Annotated in this window: 19 protein-coding genes; 7 read left to right on the top strand and 12 right to left on the bottom strand. The window is 48.0% G+C overall.

Translation table 11 applies throughout. From position 1 onward, the window contains the following. Positions 1-177 precede the first annotated feature (177 nt). From uvrC to ACO6V5_RS06025, 4 genes are all read right to left on the bottom strand, one after another. Positions 178-2,031, bottom strand: a complete 1,854-nt coding sequence (gene uvrC, locus ACO6V5_RS06040; RefSeq protein ID WP_422411995.1) for an excinuclease ABC subunit UvrC — start codon at positions 2,029-2,031, stop codon at positions 178-180. Positions 2,032-2,122: 91 nt separating this feature from the next. Continuing rightward, entirely contained in the window at positions 2,123-2,779 is a 657-nt protein-coding gene (gene uvrY / locus ACO6V5_RS06035) for a UvrY/SirA/GacA family response regulator transcription factor (protein WP_422133868.1), read from the bottom strand. Between the two features lie 163 nt (positions 2,780-2,942). Next, a complete protein-coding gene (locus tag ACO6V5_RS06030) occupies positions 2,943-3,872 on the bottom strand; it encodes an electron transfer flavoprotein subunit alpha/FixB family protein (RefSeq protein WP_422411997.1) in 930 nt (309 codons plus the stop codon). Then, entirely contained in the window at positions 3,872-4,621 is a 750-nt protein-coding gene (locus tag ACO6V5_RS06025; RefSeq protein WP_422411999.1) for an electron transfer flavoprotein subunit beta/FixA family protein, read from the bottom strand. The genes ACO6V5_RS06030 and ACO6V5_RS06025 overlap by 1 nt, the downstream gene beginning before the upstream one ends. 518 nt (positions 4,622-5,139) lie before the next feature. Between ACO6V5_RS06025 and ACO6V5_RS06020 the strand changes: the two genes are divergently transcribed. Beyond that, on the top strand, positions 5,140-6,798 hold the full coding sequence (locus ACO6V5_RS06020; RefSeq protein WP_422441826.1) for an electron transfer flavoprotein-ubiquinone oxidoreductase: 1,659 nt from the start codon (positions 5,140-5,142) through the stop codon (positions 6,796-6,798). 83 nt (positions 6,799-6,881) lie between these two features. On the opposite strand, the gene ACO6V5_RS06015 is transcribed toward ACO6V5_RS06020, so the two are convergent. Further along, a complete protein-coding gene (locus tag ACO6V5_RS06015) occupies positions 6,882-7,457 on the bottom strand; it encodes a DUF1285 domain-containing protein (RefSeq protein WP_422133872.1) in 576 nt (191 codons plus the stop codon). Positions 7,458-7,726: 269 nt separating this feature from the next. On the opposite strand from ACO6V5_RS06015, the gene ACO6V5_RS06010 reads away from it, so the two are divergent. Both ACO6V5_RS06010 and ACO6V5_RS06005 read left to right on the top strand, forming a co-directional pair. After that, complete coding sequence (locus ACO6V5_RS06010) at positions 7,727-8,626, top strand: hypothetical protein (RefSeq protein ID WP_422138048.1); 900 nt, start codon at positions 7,727-7,729, stop codon at positions 8,624-8,626. A gap of 300 nt (positions 8,627-8,926) precedes the next feature. After that, entirely contained in the window at positions 8,927-9,079 is a 153-nt protein-coding gene (locus tag ACO6V5_RS06005) for a hypothetical protein (RefSeq protein WP_422133874.1), read from the top strand. Positions 9,080-9,395: 316 nt separating this feature from the next. Here ACO6V5_RS06005 and hepT read toward each other — a convergent pair whose 3' ends face one another. The 4 genes from hepT to ACO6V5_RS05985 form a co-directional block, all read right to left on the bottom strand. After that, positions 9,396-9,803, bottom strand: coding sequence for a type VII toxin-antitoxin system HepT family RNase toxin (gene hepT / locus ACO6V5_RS06000; protein WP_422138049.1), 408 nt, complete (start codon positions 9,801-9,803; stop codon positions 9,396-9,398). Then, positions 9,793-10,170, bottom strand: coding sequence for a type VII toxin-antitoxin system MntA family adenylyltransferase antitoxin (mntA, locus tag ACO6V5_RS05995; RefSeq protein WP_422133876.1), 378 nt, complete (start codon positions 10,168-10,170; stop codon positions 9,793-9,795). The genes hepT and mntA overlap by 11 nt, the downstream gene beginning before the upstream one ends. Positions 10,171-10,521: 351 nt before the next feature. Beyond that, positions 10,522-12,645, bottom strand: coding sequence for a phosphocholine-specific phospholipase C (locus tag ACO6V5_RS05990; RefSeq protein ID WP_422133877.1), 2,124 nt, complete (start codon positions 12,643-12,645; stop codon positions 10,522-10,524). A gap of 23 nt (positions 12,646-12,668) precedes the next feature. Then, positions 12,669-12,791, bottom strand: coding sequence for a hypothetical protein (locus ACO6V5_RS05985; RefSeq protein ID WP_422133878.1), 123 nt, complete (start codon positions 12,789-12,791; stop codon positions 12,669-12,671). A 234-nt stretch (positions 12,792-13,025) separates the two neighbouring features. Here ACO6V5_RS05985 and ACO6V5_RS05980 point away from each other — a divergent pair, with 234 nt between their 5' ends. Beyond that, positions 13,026-13,832, top strand: a complete 807-nt coding sequence (locus ACO6V5_RS05980; RefSeq protein WP_422138051.1) for a hypothetical protein — start codon at positions 13,026-13,028, stop codon at positions 13,830-13,832. A 59-nt stretch (positions 13,833-13,891) separates the two neighbouring features. Here the strand turns inward: ACO6V5_RS05980 and cobB are convergent, their stop codons facing one another. From cobB to ACO6V5_RS05965, 3 genes are all read right to left on the bottom strand, one after another. Next, positions 13,892-14,620 carry a Sir2 family NAD+-dependent deacetylase gene (gene cobB / locus ACO6V5_RS05975; RefSeq protein WP_422133880.1) on the bottom strand — a complete coding sequence of 243 codons (729 nt, stop codon included), beginning with the start codon at positions 14,618-14,620 and terminating at the stop codon, positions 13,892-13,894. Between the two features lie 57 nt (positions 14,621-14,677). Further along, on the bottom strand, positions 14,678-16,078 hold the full coding sequence (locus ACO6V5_RS05970) for a DUF4139 domain-containing protein (RefSeq protein WP_422138052.1): 1,401 nt from the start codon (positions 16,076-16,078) through the stop codon (positions 14,678-14,680). Positions 16,079-16,330: 252 nt separating this feature from the next. Beyond that, the gene (locus ACO6V5_RS05965; protein ID WP_422138053.1) at positions 16,331-18,172 is read right to left on the bottom strand and encodes a beta-ketoacyl synthase; all 1,842 of its coding nucleotides are present in this window, start codon (positions 18,170-18,172) and stop codon (positions 16,331-16,333) included. 179 nt (positions 18,173-18,351) lie between these two features. Here ACO6V5_RS05965 and ACO6V5_RS05960 point away from each other — a divergent pair, with 179 nt between their 5' ends. The 3 genes from ACO6V5_RS05960 (at position 18,352) to cas1f (ending at position 21,736) form a co-directional block, all read left to right on the top strand. Then, a complete protein-coding gene (locus tag ACO6V5_RS05960) occupies positions 18,352-19,308 on the top strand; it encodes a GlxA family transcriptional regulator (RefSeq protein WP_422138054.1) in 957 nt (318 codons plus the stop codon). 135 nt (positions 19,309-19,443) lie between these two features. Beyond that, on the top strand, positions 19,444-20,646 hold the full coding sequence (fabV, locus tag ACO6V5_RS05955; protein WP_422412007.1) for an enoyl-ACP reductase FabV: 1,203 nt from the start codon (positions 19,444-19,446) through the stop codon (positions 20,644-20,646). 148 nt (positions 20,647-20,794) lie between these two features. Further along, entirely contained in the window at positions 20,795-21,736 is a 942-nt protein-coding gene (gene cas1f, locus ACO6V5_RS05950; protein ID WP_422412009.1) for a type I-F CRISPR-associated endonuclease Cas1f, read from the top strand.

The following is a 21,736-nucleotide window of genomic DNA, read 5'->3' as shown; positions in this document are numbered from 1 at the left end:
ACCATGATGTGAAAACAGTGCTGAGATCTTTGTATAAGAGCCCCCATACAACCTCGAATGGTCTGGTGCAGATGGAGACCCGACAGACTGTCGTTGAAAGTATTTACAGCCGCATAAGTTACACAGTCAGGAGACAGAGTACAAACCCGAATCCAGAAGCCTGTCAATTTCGGCCTCCTAGGAACCATGTAAATGAGCATGTATTTGCTCTGCCAGGTTCTGACTGATTCCCTCGACTTTTGCCAACTCATCTACTGGTGCATTCATTACGCCATGACGCCCTCCGAAGAACTTGAGCAATGCAGAACGGCGTTTGGCACCAATGCCCGGAATATCTTCCAGAGTTGATCGCTTTCTGGCAACACTGCGCTTCTGCCGGTGGCCGGTAATGGCAAACCTGTGTGCCTCGTCTCGTATATGTTGAATCAGTAGCAGAGCGCCATCTTGTTCCAGTGCAGCTAGCTCCCTGCCCTTATAGATGAGTGTTTCAAGACCTGGTTTTCTGGAAACTCCTTTAGCGACACCCAATAAAGGAATATGTTGCAGAGACAAATCGTACATGACTTCCTCTGCCACCCTCAACTGCCCCTTACCGCCATCAATCAATATCAGACCAGGTGTGTTCTCTGGATGCTCAGCCAAGCCTTTATAACGCTTATGTAAGGCTTTCTTCATGGCTGCATAATCATCACCGGGCTCAATGCCTGTTATGTCGAAACGCCGATACTGGCTTTTATCAGGCCCATCCTGATTAAAAACAACACAGGAGGCAACAGTTGCTTCTCCCATGGTATGACTGATATCAAAACATTCAAACCGGGCTAAAGGTTCTTTCAGCTTCAGCAGCTTACCCAATTGTTCCGTGCGCTTGCGCTGGTGAGTTTTCCCGGCCAGCTCAGACTGAAGGCTCATCTGTGCATTTTTTTCTGCCAGCTTCAACCAGTCCTGCCGCTCTCCCCTCACCCGATGCTTGATTTTGACACTTTTACCCGACAACTGACTTATTCCCTGCTCTAGCACCTGACAATCCTCCATGGCAATGGGCAGGATAATCTCAGAGGGAAAATTGCGACTGTTGGCGAGCTTGATATAAAATTGGGCCAGAAATTCTGACAGGTGATCTTCCGGCTGAAGATCCAGTCTGAAGTTCGGAAAATAGCTCTTGTGACCCAATAGCTGACCATTGCGGAAAATAAGTACCGCAAAACAGACCTTACCCATCTGGTTGCTGTAACCGACTATGTCAGCATCGCCGGTGCTGCGGTTCACCGACTGCTGCTCCTGGACATGTCTGAGCTGGCTGATCTGATCCCGAATTTCAGCTGCCTCTTCAAACCTCAATGCTTCAGCCTCATTCTCCATTCTCTTGATCAGTTTACGGATGAGTTGTTGACTCTTTCCTTCCAGAAACTGACGAGTATCCTGCACATCTTGCTGATACTCTTCCGGCCTGACCAGATTGACACACGGAGCCTTACAGCGTTGAATCTGGTGCTGGAGACAGGGACGGCTTCTATTGCGAAAATAACTGTTCTCGCACTGCCTGACTTTGAACACCTTTTGCAGTAGATTCAGACTTTCCCGCACGGCACCGCCACTGGGATAAGGGCCAAAAAACAAGCCTTTCTTGCTTTTACTCCGACCTCTCTGATAGCCAATGCGAGGGTATTCATCTTCTAAAGAAAGATAAATAAAGGGATAGGACTTATCGTCTCTGAGAAGGATATTGTAAGGCGGCTTCCGGTCCTTGATGAGGTTTTGCTCCAACAGCAGAGCCTCCAACTCGGAGTTGGTAATGGTAACCTCTATAGTGTGTATCTTGCTGACCAGTGCCATGGTTTTGGTGGTCAGACCAGTAGGACGAAAGTAACTGGAAAGACGGTTTTTAAGATTTTTCGCCTTACCGATATAGAGGGTATTCCCGAGATTGTCCCGCATGTCATAGACACCCGGTTGTCTGGGCGCCTGTTTTAGAAAAGCCTTGTGATCGAAGCGCTCTTTTTCTTCACCCTGAACCATTGAGCCTGTCATGGAGTGTTAATACTGTCGATTAATTTCGAACAGTATACTGACAAACTAACCCAGAGACCTACTGAAACTTTAGTTCAGAGCATACGGCTGATTAGACAGAAACAATATCCTGCCCCACTTCAATCAGGCCACATCGAATGGCCAGATGAGTTAACTCCACATCACTGTTTATTTGTAGCTTCTCAAAAATACGGTAGCGATAACTGTTCACCGTTTTACTACTCAGACACAGCTTGTCTGAAATAGTTTGCACCTTTTCACAGTTGACGATCATCAGGCATATCTGCATTTCCCGGCTGGAAAGTTTTTCAAAGGGGGAGCCGGAGGAAGGACGTAACGATTTCAGTGCCATTTGCTGTGCAATATCAGGGCTAATGCAACGCTTGCCAACGACCACTGACTTGATGGTGGTCACCATCTCGTCGATACTGATGCCTTTGGTCACGTACCCGGCTGCACCGGCTTCCATCAGCTTGGCAGGATAAAGCTCATCATTGCAGACGGTGACAGCAATGACCTGAATTCCCGGGAATGACTGATTAATTCTGCGGGTGGCTTCCAAACCACCAATGCCTGGCATACGAACATCCATCAAGACAACCTGAGGCTTCAGGCTTCGACATTTCTCAATGGCTTCTTCCCCACTGCTGGCCTCTCCGACAATGACCAGCTCCTGTACATCAGAAAGCATACGGGATAGCCCCGTTCTCACCAGATCATGATCGTCAGCAATCAGTACGCGAATCATGAAACACTCCAACCTGCATCTTTATAGTTGTTATTTTCCTAATCCGTCTCTTACTTCCCTGATGGTAAATCATTCCAATGCCACCAAAAAAGCCTGTGCACGAATAATACCGTACAGCAGGCTTATTATGCTACCAGCCTGATAGCAACATCAGACTCTGAAATCAGAGTTTGCCTTCCAGCTCTGGTACAGCTTCAAACAGATCTGCTACCAGACCATAGTCGGCTACCTGGAAGATAGGCGCTTCTTCGTCCTTGTTGATGGCAACAATGACTTTAGAGTCTTTCATACCTGCCAGGTGCTGGATCGCACCGGAAATACCTACAGCAACATAGAGGTTGGGAGCAACAATCTTGCCGGTCTGACCGACCTGCATGTCATTAGGAACAAAGCCTGCGTCCACCGCAGCACGAGAAGCTCCTACGGCAGCACCCAGCTTGTCAGCCAGTTTGTACAGGATTTCGAAGTTTTCTCCATTACCCATACCACGACCACCGGATACTACGATTTTGGCACCACCCAGCTCAGGGCGATCAGACTTGGCCATTTCTTCACTGACAAAAGAAGAAATACCTGCATCGTGGGCAATATCCAACTGTTCAACAGCTGCACTGCCACCTGTAGCGGCGACAGGATCAAAGCCGGTACCACGAACGGTGATAACCTTCACAGGAGCACCACTCTGTACTGTTGCGATGGCGTTACCGGCATAGATAGGACGGGCAAAAGTGTCAGCATTATCTACACGGATAATGTCAGAAATCTGATCAACATCCAGCAGAGCAGCAACACGAGGCATATAGTTTTTACCGCCGGTGCTGGCAGCACTCAGAATATGGCTATAGCCTTTGCCCAGCTCAGCAACCAGCAAACTGACATTTTCTGCCAGCTGATGCTCATAGGCGGCGTTGTCCACAACCATAACCTTGTTGACACCTTCAACGGCTGATGCTGCTTCGGCAACAGAACCACATCCGGACCCGGCGACTAATACATGAACATCATCGCCTATTTGGCGGGCAGCCGCTACAGTATTCAGAGTGGCTGCGCCCAAGGCTGCATTATCATGTTCTGCAACTACGAGAATAGCCATTAGATTACCTTCGCTTCTGTTTTCAGTTTTTCGATCAGTTCATCAACACTGCCCACACGGATACCGGCACTGCGCTCGGCGGGCGGCTCAACTTTCAGTGTGTTCAGGGAGGAAGTTACCTCAACACCCAGATCTGCAGGTGTTTTGACGTCCAGAGGTTTACGCTTGGCCTTCATGATGTTGGGGAGGGAAGCATAACGAGGCTCATTCAAGCGCAGGTCAGTCGTCACGATAGCGGGCAGTGACAGGGAAACAGTCTGCAGACCACCATCAACTTCACGAGTGACACAGGCCTTACCATCTTCTACAGTCACTTCAGAGGCGAAAGTACCCTGAGGAAGACCAGACAGTGCCGCCAGCATCTGACCGGTTTGGTTGTTATCACTGTCGATGGACTGTTTACCCAGAATCACCAGATCCGGCTTTTCTTCATCAACAATGGCTTTCAGCAGTTTGGCAACAGACAGAGAACCGGGCTTTTCGTCGGTTTCTACCAGAATGCCGCGATCAGCACCCAGAGCCAGAGCGGTGCGTATTTGCTCCTGACTCTCTTTGGTACCGAGAGATACGACAACGATTTCACTTGCAACACCCTTTTCCTTGAGTCTCACCGCTTCTTCAACAGCAATTTCACAGAAAGGGTTGATGGCCATTTTTACGTTCGTCAGATCGACATCACTATGGTCCGCTTTTACACGAACCTTGACGTTATAGTCGATGACTCTCTTAACGGCTACAAGAATTTTCATGGGTTCGCAGCCTTCCTTATTTATACTATGACTGGATACTTGGTTGTGAGGCAGGGCATGAAATCTCCGAAAACATCGCGCGGAGCATCAATTGTTATCATTGTTTCACATCACTGCTGTGTGGGCAGTCTAACAGCACGTCAATAAGGGTTCAAACCTATGTTCAAGATTGATGATTATCAAGCAGTTTTATGAACAATTTGTCTGACCAGTGCCTTTTATTAGAGCGCCCGAGCATTATCGCATATTCTGCAAACTGCCTCAGAGGCATCTCATTGGCAGAAAGCCACCTGACACTCTTCTGCATCGAACGGACTCCGACTCAGCGAATGCTGGTTATTTGCGTATGAGACAGTATAATGCAGAAAAAAATTCAAACAACTGTTTGATTTTCATGCTGGCAGATTCTTCTGACAACGGCAGCCGGAAAATTTAACCGGAAAAGTTAAAGCGTCATCAGATAAAAAATAGTGTATGAAAATCACCATATGATAACTCGGTGAGGGAGGGGATTCATTTTGGAACGCGAGTCTATGCCATTCGACGTGGTAATTGTGGGCGCTGGTCCATCCGGTTTGTCTGCAGCATGTCGTCTTATGCAACTGTCACAGGAAGCGGGTCAGGAACTCTCTGTCTGCGTCGTTGAGAAAGGATCAGAGGTAGGAGCACACATCCTGTCCGGCGCCGTATTCGAACCCACTGCTCTGCATGAACTGTTTCCTGACTGGAAAGAAAAAGGTGCGCCACTGAATACCGCTGTCGCATCCGACGATATCTACTGGTTGAGTTCTCAGGAAAAGGCTCTGAAAGTGCCGGGGGTCTTTGTACCCAAGACCATGCACAACGAAGGCAATTACATCATCAGCCTGGGTAACCTCTGCCGCTGGCTGGCCGAGCAGGCAGAAAGCATGGGTGTAGAAGTTTTCCCAGGCTTTGCTGCCAACGAAATTCTGTTCAACGAAGATGGCAGTGTTAAAGGGGTTGCTACTGGTGACATGGGCATCTCTGCCAATGGCGAGAAAAAAGACAGTTACATGCCTGGCATGGAACTGCACGCCAAATACACCCTTTTCTCAGAGGGCTGTCGTGGTCAACTGGGCAAAGAACTTATCAGCCGTTTTAATCTGGACGAAGGTAAAGACCCTCAGCATTACGGTATAGGCATCAAGGAGTTGTGGGATATAGCTCCAGAGAACCACTCTCAGGGCCTGGTAGTGCACACCGCTGGCTGGCCTCTGACTGAAAGCGGCTCAACCGGTGGTGGCTTTCTTTACCACATTGAAAACAATCAGGTCGTTCTGGGTCTCATTACCGACCTGAGTTACTCCAACCCCCACATCAGTCCGTTTGAAGAGTTCCAGCGTTATAAACAGAGCCCAACCATCAAGAAATTCCTAGAGGGAGGCAAACGGGTTTCTTACGGTGCCCGCGCCCTTGCTAAAGGTGGACCTCAGTCGCTGCCAAAAATGACCTTTGCCGGTGGCATTCTGATCGGTTGTGATGCCGGCACCATGAACGGTGCCAAAATCAAGGGCTCTCATACGGCCATGAAGTCCGGCATGTTGGCGGCTGAAGAAGTTTTCAAGTCAATCAGCACTGGTTCCGAAGGTGGTGAAGATCTCACCTCTTACGCCCGGGCTTTTGAAAACTCCTGGCTGGGTGAAGAGCTTAAGGCACAGAGAAACTTTGGACCGGCCATGCATAAGTGGGGCAATTTTGTGGGTGCCGGCTTTGCTTTTGTCGACCAGAATATTTTTGGCGGCAAGCTGCCGTTTACCCTGCATGATAAAACACCCGACTATGCAACCCTGAAACCAGCCGCTGATAGCAAGAAGATTGATTACCCAAAACCGGATGGAGTCATCAGCTTTGATCGCCTGAGTTCTGTGTTCCTGTCCAACACCAACCATGAAGAAGACCAGCCTTGCCACCTGAAACTGGCGGACGCATCGATTCCTCTGAAAGATAATCTGCCAAAATACGACGAGCCTGCTCAGCGTTACTGTCCGGCTGGTGTCTATGAAATTGTCGAAGAGGAAACGTCCGGCGAACAACGCTTCCAGATCAACAGTCAAAACTGTGTTCACTGTAAAACCTGTGACATCAAGGACCCTGCTCAGAACATCACCTGGGTAGCTCCGGAAGGTACCGGCGGCCCTAACTACCCGAACATGTAGCTCGGGTTACACAGAAAAGGAGCCATCAGGCTCCTTTTCTGTTTTATGGATGCTCAGGCAGATTTATTGCCTCCCATCCCGGATCAGTATTCAGGTTTTATACTGCCAATGGTGAAAGTTTGACCGTGACTGTTGAGGCACAACTCTACATCATCATGCTCCGTAGATTTTTCTTCTGCCATCTCAATGAGTTGATAGAAGACGTTACGATGAACCAGAGCATCCAGCTGAGCCCTGACTCTGATGTACGGTGAAGGCTCTCCCGTCGACGAATCAATATTCACCCACAAAGGATGCTCTCGATCCAGAGTCACTTTATCACCTACGTTAGTAGTGAAAGTCAGGCCATTGTCATTATTTTCAACGGAGACAGCCACAAACGGAGCATCTTCTACCTGGATTCTCACCTTCTCTACCGGGGTCACCAGATAAAAACAGTCATCCTCATCATGCCTGAGAATGTTAGAAAACAGTTTAACCATGGACTCTCTGGCTATGGGTGATCCCATGTAGAGCCAACTGCCATCCCGACAGATTTTCATGTCTATATCCCCACAAAAATCGGGATTCCATGAATGAACAGGAGGTAACCCCTGCTGTTTCAGGAGAGGCTTCATGCTCTCAGCCAGCTGTCCGGGTGATATGGATTGATCACTCATAATTCGGCCCCTCAGTCTGTTGTCATTGTTCTGGCGAAACGTCAGTACTCGAATGAAACACGGATGCAACAAAGACATTATATCGTCTTAATGAGGACGCCGTCTGATTTATCTCTGCCGGACACTCGATCGATCCAGAAAGGATAGTTCGCAAGATCGAGATTAGAAGTCACCCATGACCCTATCAGGGATATGACAAATGCTACTATTTAAGTTGAAGCACTGAAGTTATGGAGAAGTGCATAGTCGAAGAACGACAGGGAAAAACAATGCAGCTCTTCAAATCACTCGCTGGCTTACTCACCAAATGGCTCATGCAACAGCCTGAAGACAACAACCGACCTCTCTGTGATTTCGAAAGAATCCGCCATGAGCTTAAGCCCTGCGATGTAGTGCTCGTTGAAGGTAAATCTCGAGTCAGCAATGTCATCAAACAGATCACCCAGAGCCCCTGGTCCCATGCCATGCTTTATGTTGGCCGCCTGCATGATATAGAAGACGACCGTATTCGACAGACCGTTAAAGAGTCTTATGACGGCTCTCCGGATGATCAACTTATCATTGAGAGTGAGCTTGGATTTGGAACAGTCGTACACCCTTTAAGCCGCTATGAAGGTGAACACCTGAGAATTTGTCGACCCAATGGATTAAACTATTCCGACAGCCAGCAGGTCATTCACTATGCTGTCAGCCGTTTGGGTCTTGATTACAACGTGCGCCATATATTGGACCTGGCCCGCTTTTTCTTCCCTTATTCCATAATGCCCAGGCGCTGGCGTTCCACTTTATTTCAACATTCACCCGGAGATGAAACCAAAACTGTTTGCTCCAGTATGATTGCCGAGGCATTCAGTTTTATTCACTTCCCGATTTTGCCTCTGGTGAAAATGAATGGAGAAAATGGTGTTCAGCTGTTTCAGCGCAATCCCAAACTCTGCACACCCAGTGACTTTGACTACTCTCCCTATTTCCAGATCATTAAATACCCCTTTCTCGATTATACCCACCATTCGGACTACAAACTGCTTCCCTGGCATGGCCATGGCGCTCTGGAAGGTAAGGAAGGAGATCTTTATATCACCCCTGATGAGGTGAAAGAACTGCAGCAGATAGGATTAAACAGTGGCTCAGGCTCAGAGACTCTGGACAACAGAAACACTTTGAACTGACGCCTGGTGAATAAACTGAGAGGCATCAAATCATTCAAGAGTAATAAAAAAGCTGATTATTCAGAATTGATCTTATAGCTCAGTGGACGCGAGAAGAATCTGCACCATAATTACTTCTACTGATCCGGTCGACTTCCCCCTACGATCAATCAGTCTGGGCTGCTGACTTAAGTGGCCTTGATACTTGCATTGTGTACCTATGTTTCACTCCTAAAATGGTCTTAGCCCGCGTACTCTTCCCCCAGAGTCGCGGGTTTCTTTTTGCCTGAAACTCTTGTGTAGCAAGGGCTTTTTACGCCGTTGCGACCTTCCATCCGTGATGCCATTGCTGAGCCGATGGCTTTTTTGCCCGTAGAAACCATCATTCGTGACCAACAAAATACCCATTATCAAGCATTGCGTCAGGCCGACGATGCCGGCGACTCAACACCATATTATCGCCTTCATACTTAAAAGCGATTGAGCAGACTCTCAACGAAGCACTTGCCAGTGAACCCATCCATTTCAGCGACCAAGTAAACCGTCAAGTAAAAAGTCTTCTTCAGCTTCTTCTGACTGACCCTGACGAACCTTTCAAATTTCCAGTATTCCTTGGAATAGCGGTACTCGTGAAGATTTCAGGGTAATTGACTAAGGTACTATGGTTCTGATCATCCGGCCTCAGTCTGGGCAGCCCTCACCAAACCCGTGAGTCAGTTGAAAACGAAGGTTTATGGAAACGAAGGTTTATGGATGTCATGCAGGTAGCACTGCAGGTAGCAGATAAATATTACAAAAGAGACTGTATATGAAGAGTAATCCTTTGAATATCACGATAAAACTTATTCTTTATAATGGCTTCAAGAATATTGCGATTGACGTCAAGATAGTCATGCACTAGTACATTTCGAAAACCGATCATCTTCATCGCTGTGTCGTAATCCTGTCGAGTTAAAGCGTTCCGCTTCTCTAAACCATCGATTGCCGCCCGGGATTTTGTGACTTTAACTCCGAATTTTTCCTGATAAACATATCGGGATAAGCCAATCAGCGACTCAATCAGAATTTGTAATGCTCTCTGGGCAGCCAGCATGTCCCTGGCTCTCCAGCTGCCAAGATCATCATGAAGCTCATCAAGAATAAGTATCATCTCCTGCTGAACATTCTCAATTTCCTGTTCGTACGCTTTATCGTTCATAGTCTTTTTCCCAGGCAGAAATAATGGCATGCTCAAGACGGCGAACGGCCGGAACATAGCGGTCAAACAGTTTCATACCCTGAATAATATTCCATTGCAGAGGCACAGGTACCTCTCGAAGATCAACAACACTGAGTTCAAGCTCGGGGTACAGCCGCTCTAGCTCGGCTTCCATCATTTGTGGCCGGACGGCACGTTCCAGAAGATCGGTTTCATAATCTGTATAAATAACAGCAAGATCCCAGTCGCTGTCGTCCCTGGCATTCCCTTTTGCCCGTGAACCGTATAGATAGATGGCATCAATTGCACTGAAATGTCGCATTGCATCAACCAGACCATCCGGAAGCTGACATGTTGAAGGGCTCAATAGAATGTCCTGCAGATAGTGTCTAAAAAAGTATTACTAAGGGTTATCATTTCATCTGGCCAGTTATTTTTCCATAGTCATCCTGCCTCAAAATATCCATCATGAGCCAAACCTCCCAGACTGACAGCCAATGTGGCTAAAAACAAAGGTTATACCAATCGTGCTTGCTAACTGCCATGATGAGCATGGAGATTTGAGCCTTGAGACAAGGCGGCGTGAGGAGTCATAGCCTTAACTATGGCGACGATCGCCAACGCAGGATTAAGGCTCAAATCTTCAGCGCAATAGGAAGTTAGAAAGTTCGATTGGTATCCCCCATCACTTTGGGCACCCTCTGAATTTTCAGAAGTTTTATGACCCCATCAGAGGGTCTGAAACGCCATGAGTGCCATTTTCAACCCTGCCACAATAACGTCTGAACGTGTCACTTCCTTCAACACTGACTTCCAGCTCATACCAGTTGGATGCAGGCTTGATAAACTGCTCAACAGACGATTTTTCACCGGCTGCCAGAGTGACAGTCTTTTGATTACCTGGCTCGTAGGCTGAGAAGTCTACAGTTACACGCTTCTCTGTATCTGCAAGATTTTCCAGCTTGACAAGAACCGACGGCGTTTCCTTGTTAACTCCATAACATACGGAGACTTCCTGGTTATGTTCCTGCTCGCAGGTTCCCTTAAACTGACGATGAAAACCGTTAGCAGAGAGCACCCACAAGTCATACTTATTGTCGAGAGATGTCGGCCATGTAGCCCGTACGGTATCTCCGGCTCCAATGACAAAACGCTTAGGTATCTCTTCCAGATTCAGTTGATCATAGACATGAATCACCGCGCCCTGCTGTCCACTGTTGGTCATAGTCAGAACAACGGAATACTGATCAATATCGACCAAAGCGTTGACGTGCAGCTCATAAGGAAGAGCTCTTGAAGGCCGGATACCTGCATCCGCAGCGGGCGGTAGCTGGTCATCTTCAGCCGGAGGATTAATCTGTGGCAATAGTTGTTGGAAGAATCTTATGGTATCAGCCTCGGACTTAGTCATTTCCGGTAGCGATGGCAATGGCTCGTCATTAGGGTTTTCAAAATTAAACGCCGATAATAAATTACCGCAAACCGCACGGCGAAAAGGCGTAATATTCTCTTCGATCACTCCAAAACGCTTCTCCAGAAACTGTAACACCGACGTATGATCGAACACCTGTGAGTTCACCCAGCCTCCCCGGCTCCACGGAGAAACAATCAATGCCGGAACTCTTGGACCCGGACCATAAGCCTGATTTTCAGTATGATACTCTCCGGTTGTATCAACAGTACTTTCACCATGAAAAGCTCCCTCACTCAGGGAAGGCGGGCAAGGTGGAGGCATATGATCAAAGAAACCATCATTTTCATCAAAATTGATAATCAGGACTGTTTTACTCCAGGTGTCCGGGTCACTGGTTAATGCATCCAGAACTTCCTGTGTATACCAGCCTCCCTGTACCGGTGACGAAGGTCCCGGGTGCTCGGAATAAGTTGCTGGCGCAATAATCCATGACACTTGTGGCAAAGTTTTGTTTTCAATATCATTTTTAAGACTTTCCAAAAAGCCACCGTCAGCCATGGTATTGGCGACGCCTTTCAGCAAAGGGCTTATGTTGTCATCGTCTTCTGACCATTCGGGATAAGGCTTACCATTGGATTGATTGCCTTTTGATTCATTGGCTTCCCGGTACTGTCTAAAACCGGCCAGAGGGTTGTCTGTAAAATTATCAGGTAAGTTCTGATAAATCCTCCAACTGACACCCGCCTGCTCCAGACGCTCGGGATAGGTTGTCCATGTATACCCTTCACTGGACGAGCCCAGACTATCATAATCATTAAAAATGGCAGGTGGGTTAGGGTCCAGTTCGTGATGATTGATACCCGTCCAATGATACAGCCGGTTAGGGTTAGTTCCCCCATGGAATGAGCAGTAGTATTCATCACAGACAGTAAAAGCATCGGCCAGGGCAAATTGAAAAGGTAATTCAGCCTCTGTGTAGTAACCCATCGACTGATCTTCTTTATAGGTTGGCCAATCGCTCATGCGCCCGTGATCCCAGGCTTCATGGGCATCCGGAAAAGTGTGTGGCGTACCATTCACCCGCTGGGCATTACCCTGTTCCGCATCCAGATGATAGGGATAAATAAAGCGTTCATTATTTCGTTGCTTATATTTTTGCTTCCAGACATTGCCATACACCGTAGGAACAGGATGGCGATCAGCAAAACCACGAACCCCTGCCAAGGTTCCAAAATAGTGGTCAAAAGCCCGGTTTTCCTGCATCAATATAACCACATGCTCGACATCATTGATGTTGCCATGGACATTATTTGCCGGAATGGATAAAGCCTTCACAATTGAAGGTGGAAGCAACCCTGATGCTGTCACTCCAGTTAAACCGATACCTGACGCTTTTAAAAATTTACGACGACTCAACGCTTTTTTCATAATTAGCTGATTGCCTTTACTATTTATTCAACTGGGCAGTGGTATTCACTGGTATTATTGTCACCATTGGCGGTTTCTGTTTCATCGTCACAGCCACTCAGCAATAGTGAAAAAACAATCAGTGGTATAAAACTCAGAACTCTCACAAGGACTCCCGTTTGTTATGGGTTATTTTGCGAGCACAGGGTATGTAAGAAATAAGACACAGTGATGTTACAAGGGTGTCAGTTTCATGATGAATTGGTGACAGCTGTTGGTCCTTCCTTTAATGCCTTTAGCTTGTGATTGCCCTTTATTTTTTATTTTCCGATCAAGGTTGTCTGCAGAACCATTTTGAGCGTCTATAGTTACCGTTTGTTATAAACCAGCAGGTATTTCTGGTGCGACAAACTGTTATTTTTCTGATTGTTATGACAACGGTTCGAGCGGTTATGGCGCAGGCACCGGCAGATTTGTTCCCTGAGTATCTGTGGATCGTTGACCATGATTACCACGCTACTGCTAATTACAGGAATGCAGGTTACCTCAGCTACGTGAAGTCATTTAAAGGTAAAGCCAAGCAAAATTTCTTCTTATCATCGCTGAATATTCTTGTTCATCCGCCCGAAATCAAAGGTACTACCTCTGTTGTCTCTGTTGGCCTGCCCGGTACCTCGGTTACTTACCGATTTGATGCTGTTCCAATGGTATGGTTTCCCCCTGAGTCTCTGGAAAAAGCCTCGTTCAGCTGGTCTGCAGATGGACAGTCTCTTTTTGTCAAACGAACAGTATCGGAGCGTACATCGGACAAACCTATTATCAGGATTGAATTTGAATATTCAGGCTGTCTCAGCAGCGTCTTCACTAAAGATGTTTTGAAGCATCTGTTTACAAGGTATAACAGTATCAACCCTGAACTCTTCAATTTTGTTGCCTTTCCGGCTACTGGTCAAACGCTTGGTGAAAGGCGCGCTGGTAAAAGAGCTGCTATATTCGTCGGTGACTTTAGGGAAGAGGCAGTCTCTGGCTGTTCTGCAGCCGCTGTATCTCAACACGCGCCTGATGCCGTTGACCCATTGCATTCAGATTACAAGCCTGACCACTCAGACAAACTGTCGCCTTTGGATAATACCCCAAAAGTAAAAAATTCCTCTTCGGAACAGAAGCACGAACTGCCAAAAAAAACACACTCCGCTTTCTCCAATTGAGAAGAAGCATAACATGCAGGGCATCGAAAAATTTGAGATAGGATAATATTGCCGTACATCTATTCCAGCAAAGTATTAAAGAATTCAGGAACCAATTCAGTAGCAGGACCGCTTAGACTTCGATCAAACCGGGAGGCGTTGGAGCCGGGCTCAAGATTCAACTCTACAGTTTCGGCACCCGCAGCTTTGGCTTCTTCAAAAAAGCCAGCAGCCGGATAAACATTACCTGAAGTTCCGATGGATACAAAAAGATCACACTGCGACAAAGCTTTGTAGATACGATCCATCTCCAGGGGCATTTCACCAAACCAGACGATATGAGGCCGCAAATTGCCCGCCATTTGACAACAGGGGCAGAGTGTTTCGGTAGTCAGATCCTCATACCACTCGAAAACCTGCTCTGTATCCTGACAACTCGCTTTATAAAGCTCACCATGCATGTGAATCAGGTTCTGACTGCCCGCCCGGGAATGCAGATCATCCACGTTTTGGGTTACCAGCAGAAACTCACCATCAAAAGACTTTTCAAAGTCTGAAAGAGCCTTATGAGCAGCATTACAAACCACTTCACTCAGTCGTTGTCGCCTGTCATTATAGAAAGCCTGCACCAGGGCCGGATTGCGATAATAACCTTCCGGCGTGGCGACATCTTCAATCGAATGGTTTTCCCAAAGGCCATCACTGCCCCTGAAGGTTCGAATACCCGACTCGGCAGAAATACCGGCACCAGTCAGAACTACAATGGATGGATAATTGAGCATGAGCCTTTGATCTGTAGTAAGTTGCATTTTATTTTGCCAGAAGCCTGAACAACTATTGCCTTCAGACTTCTGACCTGAACGGTATTACCGAGTGTATACCGAGGTATATGTATACGTTTTCTTGCTTTTTGCGGGAACTTTGACTTTGATGGTGTCAGTCTGCTCCAGAGTACCGCCTTTCACATCTTCCAACTTAATCAGAGAATGATCGCGATCTGTCATCATCAAGGTCACCTCTTCATCACTGTCATTGAATACGACGGCCTGCCAGCGACTGATCAGCTCCTTCTCGCGCTGCTGACTGTCAACACGCTTTCTCTCAACCCTCACAGTCAGAGCTTCGCCCATAGCAAGATGGGCATAATCCCCTTTGGTGGTCTGGGGAATCATGGCATTACCACTGATAATCACAGTGCCGTCGCCGGTAGACTCAAGAATTCTCACCTCACCCGCAGGAAGATCGCGCCCTGCCTTAAAGCGATAATTCAGTCTGGGTCTTTGCAGATCTGAACCTCTGCCCGAATATGAACGTCCATTGACATCCAGCTGATAGTAATGATCGAGTGCTATCTGATCTTCCTTGTAGAGCGTCATCTGTTGCCAGGAGAACGGGGTCAGTTTCGTTTGATCCTTCGGCAAGGGTATGACCATGACTTCACCCACCCGCTGATTTTCCTGACCGGGCATGGGACTGGCAGCATTCGCCCTCACCATTTTATGGGCATAGCCCACGTTGGGTCGCCCCATATCACCGGCCACCAGCTTGATATCTGCGTTGTTGTAATCGGTTTCTGTGTTGTTGTTTAACAGCGCCGTCAGCTCAATACGGGCCTTTCCATCATCATCAAGAGTCATTCGATAATGGCTTGAATAGCGAATGGAAGGCGTGATGTAAGAAAGACGTAACTGGTCGGTACCTTCCAGATCCGGGAAGCGTGCTATCAGACGAGTCTGATAGTCTTTTTCCAGAAAAACCTGTTCGCGCGAAGCCAGCCTGATACCCTGCGGATCGTTCCAGTCCACCAGGTATTGTCGACCATTACTGCCCTGGACCAGACCCATTCCACTGTCATAGGAGAGCAACACACCCTGTACCGGAACGTTCAGCCCTCCCCCTACGAGTTCAACCGACTTGCCGACCAACCTGTTGTATAGATGATCCCGGTCCAGCCCACCTCTGTGCCAAGTGAGGCTATCGGGCACCAGACCTTGTTTGTCTTTGATGTATTCCAGCTCAAGGCTGTCATCTTCCCAGTCATCGGCCATGCCTTCGACGACCAGGCTCCCATCCGATCCGGGAAGCACTTTGAACTGCTGACGAACCAGGGTTTTGTCCGGGTAAAGCGTTAAATGAGTACTGTTGGCGTGACTGACTTCCACTCTTCCTGCCTGTTCATCTTCATCTGCCGTTACCATACTGGCAGCCATGCCAGTAAGAACAATAGAGCTAATCAGTATTCCGGTCAGTTTGAGTCTGGTTCTCATTATGACTTTCTCCCTTTAATGAGATACTGAGGACTGATTGAGTCTACCTTTATACATAACTCAATGACCAGCCCGGATAATGATGTAAAGCTTTTGAAGAACATGCCCGTAAAATAGACCATAAATCAACTGAACGTTTGCTCGGGTATGACTCAATAATATCATCCAGTGCAGCCGAATAACGGGATACATTAACTCTTCTTATGTCCCGGGCTGGAAAGGTGGTGCCCCCACTTCATCAGGCTTCCAAGATCAAAAAGACCAGAAAGGATTATCTACTTCCAGATTCACCGGGTGGCCGAAACCGGGTACCTTAATGGATTGGTCGGTGTACTCCAGATCGTCTTCTCCAAGAACCCCTTCACCAAATAGATAAATAGGCTCCGCCTGGCCAGACAGCTGTGCAGACTCATACTCTTCCTGACGGCGGAACGTAGTTTCGTAGCACTGCTGCCAGGATGAAAGTGCCTGCTCGCCGTGTCTGGCTTTTAACATCTCACGGGTTATATCAGGACTCAGAACCAGTGCCGTAGCGTTGTTGCCCCCAAAACCTTTGGCATTGATCAGCGACATGGCCATCTGTGATGGGTCCATCTGTTTGTGATTCATACTGATATCAAGGTGTGAATGATGAACGTCTTCAGCAATGCCGGAAATGGTTCTGATTCCGGGAATAATGCCCTGATGCCAGACACCCAGTGTCGACATTAGCTGATCACCGGCAGCCGCACCAATAGAGTGACCCAGATAGCTCTTAACTGCAGTGACAGGCCAGTTATTCATACCAAAATGACGAGCCGTTTCATTGAGGATGCGGGATTCAGTCACCCGGTTCTGTGGGGTACCGGTACCGTGAGCCTGAACAAAACTTCTCTGTCGCAGAGCGTCCTCTCCCAGAATGGCCCTGCCGAGAGCGGCAGCCCTGGCAAGGGTCAGATAGTTGCCGGCACCGGGCGCTGAAATGGATTTCTTATAGCCGTCTGCGTTCACAAAAACATCAGCCACCGCGCCGAGAATTTCAGCACCGGTCTCCAGCGCCAGTCCATCATCCATCAAGACAAAGTATTGAGAAGACTCGGCAATGGTAAAACCGGCACTCTCTGCAAAAGGACGACAGGCATTACGCCAATCGGGGTTGGTAAGATCGTCAAGACCATCAAGCTTCCTCAAAGCATCATCCGTAGCCAGAGCTCCCATGGTGCTATAGCCATCCATGATTTCAGGAATGACCGGTGCCTCACTGTTGCCAACAATCACCACACGGCGCTTGCCGGAACGAATGTCGTTTACTGCCAGCTGCAGGTTATAAAGCAAGGTCGCACAGGCTCCCATTGAAGTGCCGGTATTACCCAGTGAACCCAGGATATAAGCATTGATAAAGTCAGCAGACATTTCAGCAAAGCCCAGTGGACATTGCTTGGAACTGACTCTCTTACCCATCAGGCGGGCTTTCAGCATACCGCCATAGCCGTTATAGTCGAGCTGGCTCATGGCACTGCCAGAATAGACAGCAATCTGTTCGGGAGACAAATTCTCTTTTAAGAGCTGCCACTCCAAACCTGAGGATTGCAAGGCATCTGACGCACCATAAACCGTCATAGCCAGTGAGCGGGGATGATGTCTCGACTGATAGAGCGCAGCAGGATCAAAACCGCTGGGTAACTGACCAGCAGCATTGACCGAACCAGCCCTTGTTGAAGGCAACATCAGGGTTTGCAGACCAGAAAAACAAACTCTGACATTTCGACCATCATTCAGTGCTTCCACCTGCCAGTTTTCCGGCAATGGCTTGGGCAACCTGCACTTGGGCAGAATCAGCTCGGACCCCTTGTCGGCTTTGAGGGGCTGGTGATAATAGAGAGCGTTATTATCAAACAGATTGGTTTCCAGCTGCCTGATCAAAGTACCTGAAAGAATGGTGTCTGCCGGAGTGTCTTTATCCAACCCCCTGAGTCGTGCGATAGCAGACAATGTTTTCTGCTGTTGCTGAGCACCCAATTGATCAAATATCAGGCGATGATAGCCATGAAACCCTGAACTTCGTCCCGCCGGGCTGATGCCTCCCTGCGCGACAATGACCGGCAATCTGCTCACGGTAACAACTCCATTTAGAGAAAAGATATAGCGGTAGTTTAATAGGACATTCATCAACTCATCTGTACATTTACGCCAATATACCTGATTATTACGCCATACCATCGAATTCACAGGCCGGTGCATTGGTACAGAAAACGCTTTCACTGAATAGAGTTCTGATTCCCCTTGTGGATCATATGCTGTCTACCAGCATCAGTTTACCCCTTGAAATGATCCAGGCAGGAGTCACCTATAGTCGACTGAGACATCAGTATCCAGACGTCGAAGTCTGTTTCTGTGCTGAGCAACTTAACCCGATCATCAGCATGAGCAGAATTCCTCTGACACCGGAAGTGACCTTTCCTGAAACAGGTCCCGGAGACCTTGTCATTGTGCCCGGCCTTTGGCGCAATCCCCTACCCGTGGTCAAACAATCCAGAGCAATGGTGAAATGGCTAAGGTATCAGCATCAGCAGGGCGCTACCTTCTGCGTAGCAGCAACCGGGGTCACATTTATGGCCGAAACAGGTTTATTGAATCACCAGCCCGCAGCGACTCACTGGTATTTTCTTGAACGATTAAAGCGACACTATCCCAAGGTTGATTTTAAACCCCACCACCTGATTACCCGCTCGGGCAGAATATTCTGTGCCGGAAGTGTCAACTCGGTTGCCGATCTTATGGTTCACCTTATTAAGCTGAGTATGGGAGAACAAATTGCCCATAAGGTCGAGCAGCAGTTCTCCCACGAAATTCGTCGACCTATGGATCAGATGCTGTTCGCCGAAGATCACACAACCGCTCATAACGATGAAATCATCGTCCGGCTTCAGGAATGGATAAGGCAGCATTATTGTGAAGCTATTGAGATGGAAAACCTGGTAGCTGCTTCAGGCTTGACACGAAGAACGCTGCACAGAAGATTCAAGGAAGCAACGGGCTTCTCCCCCACCGCTTATATTCAGCGAATGAGATTGACACTGGCCTCGGATCTCCTGAAAAGTACCGACCTTTCAATCAGGGAAGCAGCCTACCAGGCCGGATACACAGACCCTGACTATTTCAGCCGACTGTTTCAGAAACACTTCCAGCTCACGCCAAGCGACTTTAAGCGCAGTGTTCGGGACAAACTTTTCTATCTTGAGAGCTCTTGATACATTTCGTATCAATATACCGACTGATCTATACCGCCTGCGCCTTTTCCACCCTGCCGGTTTTGGATAAGCTTTACTCGACTGTTATGGCACAGTGAACCGAGTGCCGTCTCTTATCGTTAACCGGAGCCAAAGATGATTATCAAGCCAAGGATTCGCGGATTTATCTGCACAACGACCCACCCTGTCGGGTGTGAGCAGAACGTTAAAGAGCAGATCGCTTATACCAGGGCTCAGGGTGAAGTGGCCGGGGGTCCCAAGCGGGTCCTGGTTATTGGTGCTTCCAGTGGTTACGGCCTTGCCTCTCGAATTACTGCGGCTTTTGGTTCAGGCGCGGCCACTATCGGTGTTTTCTTTGAAAAGCCTGCGACCGAAAAAAAACCCGGTACGGCAGGTTGGTACAATTCTGCCGCTTTCGAAAAGCTGGCCCATGAAGCAGGTCTCTATGCAAAAAGCCTGAACGGAGATGCATTCAGTCACGAAGCCAAAACCAAAACAATCGAACTGATCAGGGAAGATCTGGGCCAGATCGATCTGGTAGTTTATTCCCTGGCTTCTCCCGTCCGTAAACTGCCTGACAGTGGTGAAGTGATCCGTTCCGTACTCAAGCCTATGGGACAGCCTTATAAGGCGACTGCCGTCGACACCAACAAAGATCAACTGTTTGAAGCCTCTGTTGAGCCTGCGACCGAAGAAGAAGTAGCAGCAACGGTGACGGTAATGGGGGGTGAAGACTGGGAACTCTGGATAAAAGCTCTTTCAGAAGCCGATGTCCTGGCAGAAGGCTGTAAAACTGTGGCCTATAGCTATATTGGTACCGAACTTACCTGGCCTATTTACTGGGAAGGTGCATTGGGTCAAGCCAAAAAGGATCTCGACCGTGCCGCCCACGCCATTGATAAACAACTCAAGAGCCTGAATGGTTCAGCCAACATCGCAGTACTGAAGAGTGTCGTTACCCAGGCCAGCTCCGCCATTCCGGTAATGCCTCTCTATATCGCCATGGTCTTCAAAAAGATGCGCGAAGAAGGTGTTCATGAAGGCTGCATCGAGCAGATCAACCGAATGTTTCGTGATCGCCTTTACAGAGAAGACGGCCAGACTCCGGCAGTGGACGACACCAATCGCCTGCGCCTGGATGACTGGGAGCTGAGAGACGACATTCAATCACACTGTCAGGCACTCTGGCCAACACTGACCAACGAAAACCTGGCCGAGTTGACTGATTACGTTGAATACAAGGAAGAGTTCCTGAAACTCTTTGGTTTTGGTGTTGAAGGCGTTGATTATGAGGCGGATGTTAATCCATTAGTGCCTTTTGACGTGATTGATATCTGATCGACCGATCCGGGAGGGCTTGAAAGCCCTCTTTTATCAATTCCCAAGCTCGTTGAAATACGACAGCCAACCAATCCTACCTATTTTTCTAAATCTGAATTTAATGCGTTTAAACGAAAGCCATGATTCAGAAAAGGAGTATTATGCAATGGATATATTGACTGATCTCAAGGCTATTCTGCACTCAAAAAGAGCCAATATCTATTATCTGGAAAAATGCCGGATCATGCAGAAAGATGGCCGGGTACTGTATCTCACCGAAGCAAAAAATAACAACCACTACTGGAATATTCCCATTGCCAACACCACTTGCCTGCTATTGGGCAACGGAACCTCTATTACTCAGGCCGCTGTTCGTATGCTGGCTTCTGCCGGTGTGTTAATTGGTTTTTGTGGTGGCGGTGGAACGCCCCTGTTGATGGCCAATGAGGTGGAATGGTTAACGCCACAAAGTGAATATCGCCCTACAGAATACATGCAGGGCTGGATGCAGTTCTGGTTTGATGACCAGAAAAGATTACAAGCAGCAAAACAAATGCAGCTCGCCAGAATTCAGTTTATGAAAACAATTTGGAGCAAAGACCGAGACCTCAAAAATGAAGGCTTTCTCATTGATAGCATAAAGCCTGACCTTGAGACTACTGAGAGCACAATCAACAAGGTATTAACAGTCAATGATTTACTACAGGCAGAGGCACGGCTGACCAAGACGCTTTATAAGTTTGCAGCACGGCAAACCGGTTATGGTTCATTTACTCGTGAACGCAGCGCAGAAGATCAGGCCAATACATTTTTGAATCATGGTAATTATCTGGCTTACGGACTGGCAGCAACCACGCTTTGGGTATTAGGCATCCCCCACGGTTTTGCAGTGATGCACGGCAAAACCCGCCGGGGAGCCCTGGTATTCGACGTAGCTGATCTCATCAAGGATACGCTGGTTCTTCCCTGGTCGTTTATCTGTGCAAAGGAAGACGCCACAGAGCAAGAGTTCCGGCAACAGTGCTTGCAGGCATTTACTGATCATAAGGCCCTGGATTTTATGTTTGATCAGGTAAAAGCCATAGCCCTGAAAGATGACTGGGAGTAA

The organism is Endozoicomonas sp. ALD068 (assembly GCF_049310145.1).
Taxonomy (GTDB): Bacteria; Pseudomonadota; Gammaproteobacteria; order Pseudomonadales; family Endozoicomonadaceae; genus Endozoicomonas_A.
This window is presented reverse-complemented; position numbering and strand designations above follow the sequence as displayed.

Bases quoted from the DNA above. Each gene is read 5' to 3' on its own strand.
- uvrC (WP_422411995.1), bottom strand. From the start codon at position 2,031: ATGACAGGCTCAATGGTTCAGGGTGAAGAAAAAGAGCGCTTCGATCAC.
- uvrY (WP_422133868.1), bottom strand. From the start codon at position 2,779: ATGATTCGCGTACTGATTGCTGACGATCATGATCTGGTGAGAACGGGG.
- ACO6V5_RS06030 (WP_422411997.1), bottom strand. From the start codon at position 3,872: ATGGCTATTCTCGTAGTTGCAGAACATGATAATGCAGCCTTGGGCGCA.
- ACO6V5_RS06025 (WP_422411999.1), bottom strand. From the start codon at position 4,621: ATGAAAATTCTTGTAGCCGTTAAGAGAGTCATCGACTATAACGTCAAG.
- ACO6V5_RS06015 (WP_422133872.1), bottom strand. From the start codon at position 7,457: ATGAGTGATCAATCCATATCACCCGGACAGCTGGCTGAGAGCATGAAG.
- ACO6V5_RS06010 (WP_422138048.1), top strand. From the start codon at position 7,727: ATGCAGCTCTTCAAATCACTCGCTGGCTTACTCACCAAATGGCTCATG.
- hepT (WP_422138049.1), bottom strand. From the start codon at position 9,803: ATGAACGATAAAGCGTACGAACAGGAAATTGAGAATGTTCAGCAGGAG.
- ACO6V5_RS05990 (WP_422133877.1), bottom strand. From the start codon at position 12,645: ATGAAAAAAGCGTTGAGTCGTCGTAAATTTTTAAAAGCGTCAGGTATC.
- cobB (WP_422133880.1), bottom strand. From the start codon at position 14,620: ATGCAACTTACTACAGATCAAAGGCTCATGCTCAATTATCCATCCATT.
- ACO6V5_RS05970 (WP_422138052.1), bottom strand. From the start codon at position 16,078: ATGAGAACCAGACTCAAACTGACCGGAATACTGATTAGCTCTATTGTT.
- ACO6V5_RS05960 (WP_422138054.1), top strand. From the start codon at position 18,352: ATGCTGTCTACCAGCATCAGTTTACCCCTTGAAATGATCCAGGCAGGA.
- fabV (WP_422412007.1), top strand. From the start codon at position 19,444: ATGATTATCAAGCCAAGGATTCGCGGATTTATCTGCACAACGACCCAC.
- cas1f (WP_422412009.1), top strand. From the start codon at position 20,795: ATGGATATATTGACTGATCTCAAGGCTATTCTGCACTCAAAAAGAGCC.